The following is an 8697-nucleotide window of genomic DNA, read 5'->3' as shown; positions in this document are numbered from 1 at the left end:
GGCGGGAACTCCCCGGCCCGGCGGGCGGCGCGCTGCTTGCGGGATTCGGTGCGCTCACTCATCGCGGCCAGCATCACACACCGCCCGCCGGCGGTATCTCCGGGACGCCATGAACTGTTCACCCGCCCGATATCGAACATGATTACTGTCCGCAGGATGACCGTCACTCCCCAGGCCCGCGGCACCGGACTGCACGTGACGTTCGAGGGCACGACCTACCCGGCGGAGGAGATTGCCCGGGGTGCGGCGTACGAGCTGCTCAGCGCCGAGGAGGCCCCGGGTTTCGAATGGGCGCCCCGGGCCGGGACGGCGATGCCGTGGCGTCGGTTCGTCCACGTCACCGAGGTGAGCGCGGTGCACGGCGCGACGGTACCGACCGAGGAGCCGGAGGCGCCGCTGCTGGTGCCGCTGCACCGGGAGCGGGGCTGGTCGCACGTACACCAGCTCAGCCAGCAGCCGGCCGCCGCGGGGGATCCGACGCTGGTGGCGGTGCGTGCCTCGGCGGTGGTGCGGCGGGGCACCCGGATGGTGAAGGTGATCTCCGCCGGGCAGCTCGCCGGGGTGGTGCGGGGCTGGCTGCCGCACGGCTTCTGCTTCCGGGAGCACGACCTGGCGCACCTGCGTACCCCGTCGGGGTTGGCGGTGCTGCGCGGCGACGGCGCGGTTGCCGGCGACGTGGCGTACGCGCTGCGCTGGCGGGCTGTCGACCCGTCCGACTACGACGTGCCGGTCGGTCCGGCGCACCGGGGCCTGCCGGCGCTACCGCCCCGGGACCGGGTGGGCCCGCCGGTGCTGGGTACCGGGTTCGTGCCGAGCAGCGGGCAGCTCATCCCCGAGTTCGTCACCCGGGACTTCGCCGACCTGCCGCTGCCGGCGAACGCGACCCTGGTGGCGTACACCGCCGACGGAGCGGAGGTGGTGCTCTACAGCTACCAGGCGGAGCAGCGGGGCTGGCTGCGGATGGTCGGCCCGAGGTTCCGGCACCTGCTGGCCGGGGTGCCGGGGCTCTCCCCCGACCAGGAGTACCTGCCGACCGGCGACGCGGCCCGCTCCACGCAGTTGGTCGGCGGCTACGCGGGCGCCGAGTACGAGGCGGTGGCGGACCTGCCGGGCGGGTTCCGGGTGCTGGCGATGACCCGGGCGGCCCGGTACCCGGTGGAGTCGGTGGCCCGCCGGCTGCGGTACGCGTACTGGCGGGGCGCACGCTGCCAGGTGTTGCGGGAGGAGTCGGGTTGGCTGCGGCTGCGGCTGTGCGCCCCAAATCCCGACGCGGTGGCCGACACCGGCGCGCAGTGCCAGGAGCGGGGTGTGTACGAGGTGTGGGCGCCGGGGCCGGAGGTCACCGACGACCGGGTGGTGGACGTGCCGTACCCGCTCGCATAAGCCGGGGCGGGCGGGGGTGTTGCCGCCCGCCCGCCGATGTCAGCCCGTCAGCCGGGCCAGTTCCTCGTCGACGATCGACGCGTCGAGCTTGCGGAAGACCGGTTTCGGCGCGGCGAGCGGCCGGCCGGCCACCACGGGAACGGACTCCCAGCGCGCCCCGACCGTGTAGTCGCCGGTGAGCACCGGGTACCCCGGGCCGCCGTCGAGGTCGTCGACCTCTTCGATGACCGGCATCGGCGCGTGAACCCCGGTGCCGCCGAGCAGTTCGTGGATCTGCTGCGCGGAGTGCGGCAGGAACGGGGTCAGCAGCGTGTTGGCGTCGCTGACCACCTGGAGGACGACGTGCAGGATGGTGCCCATCCGCGGCTTGTCGTCGGCGCCCTTGAGCTTCCACGGGGCCTGCTCCGACAGGTACCGGTTGGCTTCGGCGACGACCTTCATCGCCTCGCCGATGGCCTGCTTCTGCCGGTGCCGGGCGATCAGGTCACCGACGACGGCGAAGCCGGCGCGGGCCGTGGCCAGCAGCGCCTCGTCGGCCTCGGTGAGCCCGGCCGGGTCGACCGGCGGGATCGCGCCGAAGTTCTTCGCCGCCATCGAGATGGACCTGTTGACCAGGTTGCCCCAACCGGCGACGAGTTCGTCGTTGTTGCGCCGGAGGAACTCGGCCCAGGTGAAGTCGGTGTCGTTGCTCTCCGGGCCGGCGACGGCGATGAAGTAGCGCAGGGCGTCGGCGTCGTAGCGCTCCAGAAAGTCCCGGACGTAGATGACGACCTTGCGGGACGAGGAGAACTTGCGCCCCTCCATGGTCAGGTACTCGCTGGAGACCACCTCGGTGGGCAGGTTGAGCCGACCCAGTTCGCCGGGGGCGCCGTCGCGGGAGCCCTCGCCGGAGTAGCCGCTGAGCAGCGCCGGCCAGATCACCGAGTGGAAGACGATGTTGTCCTTGCCCATGAAGTAGTAGCCCCGGGCCGCCTTGCCCTGCCCGTCGGCGGACCACCACCTGCGCCACGCCTCGGGGTCGCCGGTGCGGCGGGCCCACTCGATGGAGGCGGACAGGTAGCCGATGACGGCGTCGAACCAGACGTAGATCCGCTTGTCGGGCCGGTCCTGCCAGCCGTCGAGCGGGATCGGCACGCCCCACTCCAGGTCGCGGGTGATGGCCCGGGGCTGGAGGTCGTCGAGGAGGTTCTTCGAGAACCGCAGTACGTTCGGGCGCCAGCCCTCGCGGGTGTCCAGCCACTGGCGCAGCACGTCGGCGAGGGCGGGCAGGTCGAGGAAGAAGTGCTCGGTCTCGACGAACTCCGGCGTCTCGCCGTTGATCCTCGACCTGGGGTTGATCAGGTCGACCGGATCGAGCTGGTTGCCGCAGTTGTCGCACTGGTCGCCGCGGGCGCTGTCGTACCCGCAGATCGGGCAGGTGCCCTCGATGTAGCGGTCGGGCAGGGTCCGGCCGGTGGACGGGGAGATCGCCCCGGTGGTGACCTTGGGGACGATGTAGCCGTTGCGGTGCAGCCCGGCGAACACCTCCTGCACCACGGCGTAGTGGTTGCGGGTGGTGGTGCGGGTGAACAGGTCGTAGGAGAGGCCCAACGCCTTCAGATCCTCGGCGATGATCCGGTTGTACCGGTCGGCCAGTTCGCGCGGGGTGACCCCCTCGGCGTCGGCCTGCACCTGGATCGGGGTGCCGTGTTCGTCGGTGCCGGAGACCATGAGCACGTCGTGTCCGGCCATCCGCATGTACCGGGCGAAGACGTCGGAGGGAACGCCGAATCCGGATACGTGGCCGATGTGGCGCGGGCCGTTGGCGTAGGGCCAGGCGACCGCGGCGAGAACGTGACTCATGACCAGCAAGCCTAGTGACCGGGCCGGGCTGCCCGCGAACCAATAGGGCGCGTCCCACGCCCGCCGGCCGAACAGCCGTCCGATTTGTCACCGACACGCGGCCTGAGCTGCCCTTCGATGAAGCAGCCGGGGTGTCCAATGAACCCGTGGCGGCGAGACGAGCGGGACACGACGAACCCTCCCCCGGCACTGGGGCGCAGGAGCCGACCGAGCCCGGCCCGGTGGCCGGCGCGGCCCCGCGACCGCCGGAACAGCCGGGGCCGGCCCGCGGCGGCACGGTCGCGCCGCAGCCCCGGGTGCACCCGGGGCAGGACGACCCGCCCGGGGAGGTCGAGCCGACGACCGGGGCGCCGGTCGACGCGGTGCCGAGCCGGGTTCCGGTCCGCCGGCCACGCGGGCAGCGCGCGGAGCCCGACGGCGACCCGGCCACGGCGGACGACGGCGGGTTCTTCTGGCCCCCGATCGAGGAGGTGCACTGGGACGGCACGCCCCTGCGGGAGGAGCCGAAGCGCGCACGGAGACCGCCCGCCGCGCCGGCGCATACCCGCGCGCCCCGCACCACCCACCCACCGGACCCGGTGCGGGGGCTGGCGGCGCTGCTGGCGCTGAGCCTGGTCGCCGTCTTCTTCGCCTGGGTCAGCGCCGGTCCGTTCTGGCTGGCGGTCGGGCACGCCACGGCCGGGACCGTGGTGGTCACGGACTGCGCCGGGGGTGGCCTGACCCAGCGCTGCCGGGGCATCTTCACGGCCGACCGGGAACGGTTCCGCGTCCACGGGGTACGGGTCAGCGGGGTGCCGGAGGCGCGCGGCACCATCGGCACGGCGTTGCCGGCCCGGATGACCGGGGCTGACGACGACACCGCGTACGTGGACACCGGCGTGGGCCGGCACCTGCGCTGGCTGCTCGGCCTGCTGGTGGTGGCCGGCTGCGGCGCCGGGATCACCCGCGCGACGGGCGCCTCCCGACTCGCCGATCCGCGGCACCGCCGCTGGGCCACGGCAGCGGCCTGGGCCGGCCCCGCCTTGATCACCCTTGGTTTCCTGGTCGCCGCCTGGTAGCCCGAATCGGCGCCCTTGCCCGTTGAGCATGAAGCTGTCGCCTGAGCATGAAGCTGTCGTCACGCCATGCCGGCGCGGCGCGCGACCAAAATCATGATCAACGCCGCTGGTGGGCCAGGGGGAGCCGGGGTTGGCGGGTCAGGTGTGGACGACGGTGTAGACGTCGCGGCGGCGCAGGGCGTACTCGGTGGCGACCTCGGTGATGGCGTCGCGGCGGGACAGGCCGCCGGCCTCCCGCGCGGCCACCGCCGCGCGCAGCGTCTCGTCGTCGGGGCGTTCCGCCGGTCGGGCCGGCGCCCCGGCCACCACCAGGGTGATCTCGCCGCGGGGCTCGCCCTCGGCGGCCCAGTCGGCCAGCGCGCCGAGCGGGCGGCGGACGATCTCCTCGTACGTCTTGGTCAGCTCGCGGCAGAGCGCGGCCGGTCGGTCGGCGCCGAACGCGGTGGCCAGGTCGGCCAGCGCGCCGGCGATCCGGTGCGGGGCCTCGAAGAAGACCAGGGTCCGCTCCTCGGCGGCGAGGGCCCGCAGCCTGGTCCGGCGGGACCCGGGCGTACGCGGCAGGAAGCCCTCGAAGCAGAACCGGTCGCAGGGCAGACCGGACAGGGCCAGGGCGGTGGTCACCGCACTCGGGCCGGGCGCGGCGGTGACCGGCACGCCGGCGTCCAGTGCGGCCCGGACCAGGCGGTAGCCGGGATCGGAGACACTGGGCATGCCGCCGTCGGTGACCAGGGCGACCGTGTAGCCGGCGGTGAGCACCTCGACCAGCTCGGGCGTGCGTCGTTCCTCGTTCCCCTCGAAGTAGGAGACGATCCGGCCCGGCACGCTGACCGCGACGTCCCGGGCGAGCCGGGTGAGGCGGCGGGTGTCCTCGGCGGCGACCACGTCCGCGGTGGCCAGCACCTCGCGGAACCGCGCCGAGGCGTCGGCCGGGTTGCCCAGCGGCGCACCGAGCAGAACCAGCCGCCCATTCTCGGACATTTCACCCACCAGCGCACACTCCTTCATCGATGGATGTGCCAGCACCGGAGACGACGGACCCCCACCGGGCACCTCCAGAGCCTACGATCGGCGGGTGACGAGTGCGTCGACAGCACAGAGCGCGACCGTGGCCGGTTCCGAGCAGGGGGCGCCCTCCACCGGGGGCGGCCTGGTACCGGCGGTCGTCCGCCGCCGGCTGGCCACCGTCGAGGCCCGGCTGGACGTGAACTCCTGGGTGGCCACGATCGTGGTGGTGACCATCGCCGCGATCCTGCGCCTGCTCGGCCTGAGTCACCCGCGCGGGAAGATCTTCGACGAGATCTACTACGCCCGCGACGCCTACGGGCTGATCGACAAGGGCGTCGAGTGGAACTACAAGGACAACGGCCCGTCGTACGTGGTGCACCCCCCGCTGGGCAAGTGGCTGATCGGGCTCGGCGAGTGGGCCTTCGGTTACCAGGACCAGGAGCACAACATCAGCGTGCCCGGCCACCTGGTGACGACCTCCCCGGAGTTCGGCTGGCGGATCGCGGCGGCCCTCGCCGGCATCCTGTCGGTGCTGATGTTGACCCGGATCGCGCGCCGGTTGTTCCGCTCCACCACGCTCGGCTGCGCCGCCGGCCTGCTGCTGGCGCTGGACGGCTTCCACCTGGTGCTCTCCCGCACCGCGCTGCTCGACATCTTCCTGCTGCTGTTCGTGCTCGCCGCCTTCGGCGCCCTGGTGCTCGACCGGGACTCCCGGCGACGGCGCTGGGCCCGTGCGCTGGAGGACGGGCTCGACCCGTCCGTCGCTGGCGCCGCCGGCCGGCCCGCCGGCGGTTGGCGCACCTGGCCCTGGTGGCGGCTCGCCGCCGGGGTGCTGCTCGGCTGTGCGGTCGCGGTGAAGTGGAGCGCGCTCTACTTCGTGCCGGTGTTCGGTCTGCTGGCGCTGCTGTGGGAGGTCGGTGTCCGCCGTTCCGTCGGGGTACGCCGTCCGTGGCGGGACGCGCTGCTGGACGAGCTGCCCTGGCTGGTGCTGGCCGGGCTGCTGCTGGTCGTGACGTACGTGGCGACCTGGTCGGGCTGGCTGCTGGGCGACAACGGCCACTTCCGGCTGGCCGAGCGGTACCCGCACGTGCCGGGCCTGAGCGACACCCCGATCGTCGGGGCGCTGAACAACCTGTTCCAGTACCACAAGGCGGCGTTCGACTTCCACACCGGCCTGGAGACCCGGCACAAGTACCAGTCCTGGCCGTGGCAGTGGCTGCTGCTCGGCCGGCCGGTGGCCTTCCACTGGACCGGGGCCGGCGCCTGCGGGGCGCCGAGCTGCGCGGAGGAGATCCTGCTGCTGGGCACGCCGCTGCTCTGGTGGTCGTTCCTGCCGGCGCTGGCCGCCACGGCCTGGCTGGGCATCGCCCGGCGCGACTGGCGGGCCGGCGCGATCCTGCTCAGCGTCGCCGCCGGGCTGCTGCCCTGGTTCTGGTTCGCCCTCGACGGCCGGACGATGTTCTCGTTCTACACCGCCCCGGCGCTGCCGTTCCTGGTGCTGGCGGTGGTCTACGTGCTGGGGGCGATCGTCACGCCGACCAACCCGGACGGGTCGATCGTGGCGGACCCGGAGCAGGGGGCCGACCGGCGCCTGGTGGGCGGCGTGATCGTCGGCGCGTACGTGCTGCTGGTGGCGCTCTGCTTCGCCTACTTCTATCCGATCTTCGTGGGCAACACGCTGCCGTACCAGGACTGGTCCGCGCGGATGTGGCTGGACGGCCGCTGGATCTGACGGTCGGCGGGAACGCTGGTCACGGTCACGGACACCGGGGGGCGCACATAAAAGCACGCCCCGATCGCCTGCCACGGGGGAAGCGGGCGATTGGGGCGTGCAAGACAAAGCTTAGCCACGGTTGGGCAGCGGCACAACGGGTCGACTTGGGTCAGATTTCTGACGGATGCACGGTCGAGCAAAAGGTTTACATCCGGCACCTGACGGACAGTTGTGAGTCGCTGACGGTGGGCCCCGCTCGCATCGGAGGCGCGGCCTCCTCCGAGGAGCCTGCGCCGGACCGCGCCAACCCTGTCGGTCACAGGCGATCGCCGCCGATCGGGCCGCCACCGCCGACCACGACCCGGATGATCGTCCTCAGTGGACGCCCCCTACACTCCGCTCGGTGATCAACTTCAGACGATCAACGGCCGCCCTGATCGGGCTGCTGACGGCGACCGCACTCACCGGTCCGGCGCCGGCCGCGACGGACGAGGAGACACCCGCCGAGCCGCCGAAGGTCGAGCTGGTGCTCGACGTCAGCGGTTCGATGCGGGCCAACGACATCGACGGGCGCAGCCGGATCGCCGTGGCCCAGCAGGCGTTCAACGAGGTGGTCGACGCGCTGCCCGCGGAGACCCAGCTCGGCATCCGGGTCCTCGGCGCGACGTACCGGGGCAAGGACAAGAAGCAGGGCTGCCTGGACACCCAGCAGATCGTCCCGGTCGGCCCGGTGGACCGGGTACAGGCAAAGGCGGCGGTGGCCACCCTGCGCCCCACCGGGTTCACCCCGGTCGGGTTGGCCCTGCGCGAGGCCGCCAAGGACCTCGGCACCGGCAGCACCGCCCGGCGGATCGTGCTGATCACCGACGGCGAGGACACCTGCGCCCCGCCGGACCCCTGCGAGGTGGCCCGGGAGCTGGCCGCCCAGGGGACGAAGCTGGTGGTCGACACCCTCGGCCTGGCCCCCGACGCCAAGGTTCGCCGGCAGCTGCTCTGCATCGCCGCCGCGACCGGCGGCACGTACACCGCGGCGCAGAGCGCCGACGAGCTGACCGGCCGGATCAAGCAGCTCGTCGACCGGGCCCGGGACACGTACACGGCCACGCCGACCGTGGTCGCCGGCCGGTCGGCGTGCGACGGCGCGCCGCTGCTCGGCCCCGGCGTCTACCGCGACCGGGAGGCCTTCTCCGAGCACCGCTGGTACCGGGTGCCGGTCCGGTCCGGCCAGGAGCTACGCGCCTCGGTGAGCGTGGCGCTGGACCGCCCGGTGAACCGGGACCACGGGATGCTGCTACGGGCCACAGCCACCGACGGCCGGGAACTGGTCCGTGGGGTGGACGCCGGCAGCGGGCGTACCGACGTGGTCTCCGCCGGTCTGCGCTGGTCGGCCGCCGAGGACCCGGCCGACGAGGCGGGCCCGACGCCGGAGCCGAGCGGCGCTGTCGCGGCCACCACGGTCTGCCTGGTGGTGAGCAACTCCTTCGCCCCCCGGCCGGGTACCCGCGCCACCCCCGGGATGCCGGTCGAGCTGATGATCGACGTGGTCGCCTCCTCCCCCGCCCCGGCCGCGCCCGACCTCGGGCGGGGCTGGGTGCTGCTGGTGTTGCTGACCCTGGCCGGCCTGCTCACCGGCCTGGCCGCCGGCCTGCTCACCCGCTGGTGGGTGGCCACGTGGAGGGAGAACTGAGGATGCGT

6 protein-coding genes are annotated in these 8697 nt (G+C 73.2%); 4 read left to right on the top strand and 2 right to left on the bottom strand.

The annotated features are described in order from the left end of the window. Positions 1-156 precede the first annotated feature (156 nt). The gene (locus tag E1193_RS27670; RefSeq protein ID WP_132186118.1) at positions 157-1383 is read left to right on the top strand and encodes a hypothetical protein; all 1227 of its coding nucleotides are present in this window, start codon (positions 157-159) and stop codon (positions 1381-1383) included. Positions 1384-1422: 39 nt separating this feature from the next. Here E1193_RS27670 and metG read toward each other — a convergent pair whose 3' ends face one another. After that, on the bottom strand, positions 1423-3225 hold the full coding sequence (gene metG, locus E1193_RS27665; RefSeq protein ID WP_132186117.1) for a methionine--tRNA ligase: 1803 nt from the start codon (positions 3223-3225) through the stop codon (positions 1423-1425). Between the two features lie 131 nt (positions 3226-3356). Here metG and E1193_RS27660 point away from each other — a divergent pair, with 131 nt between their 5' ends. Beyond that, on the top strand, positions 3357-4283 hold the full coding sequence (locus E1193_RS27660) for a hypothetical protein (protein WP_243707939.1): 927 nt from the start codon (positions 3357-3359) through the stop codon (positions 4281-4283). Positions 4284-4421: 138 nt separating this feature from the next. On the opposite strand, the gene rsmI is transcribed toward E1193_RS27660, so the two are convergent. Next, on the bottom strand, positions 4422-5270 hold the full coding sequence (rsmI, locus tag E1193_RS27655) for a 16S rRNA (cytidine(1402)-2'-O)-methyltransferase (RefSeq protein WP_132186116.1): 849 nt from the start codon (positions 5268-5270) through the stop codon (positions 4422-4424). Between the two features lie 85 nt (positions 5271-5355). Between rsmI and E1193_RS27650 the strand changes: the two genes are divergently transcribed. Together E1193_RS27650 and E1193_RS27645 are read left to right on the top strand one after the other, a co-directional pair. Then, positions 5356-7020, top strand: a complete 1665-nt coding sequence (locus E1193_RS27650) for a phospholipid carrier-dependent glycosyltransferase (protein WP_132186115.1) — start codon at positions 5356-5358, stop codon at positions 7018-7020. Positions 7021-7405: 385 nt separating this feature from the next. Beyond that, on the top strand, positions 7406-8689 hold the full coding sequence (locus E1193_RS27645) for a VWA domain-containing protein (protein WP_132186114.1): 1284 nt from the start codon (positions 7406-7408) through the stop codon (positions 8687-8689). Positions 8690-8697: the final 8 nt, after the last annotated feature.

It is taken from the genome of Micromonospora sp. KC606 (assembly GCF_004348675.1).
Taxonomy (GTDB): Bacteria; Actinomycetota; Actinomycetes; order Mycobacteriales; family Micromonosporaceae; genus Micromonospora.
This window is presented reverse-complemented; position numbering and strand designations above follow the sequence as displayed.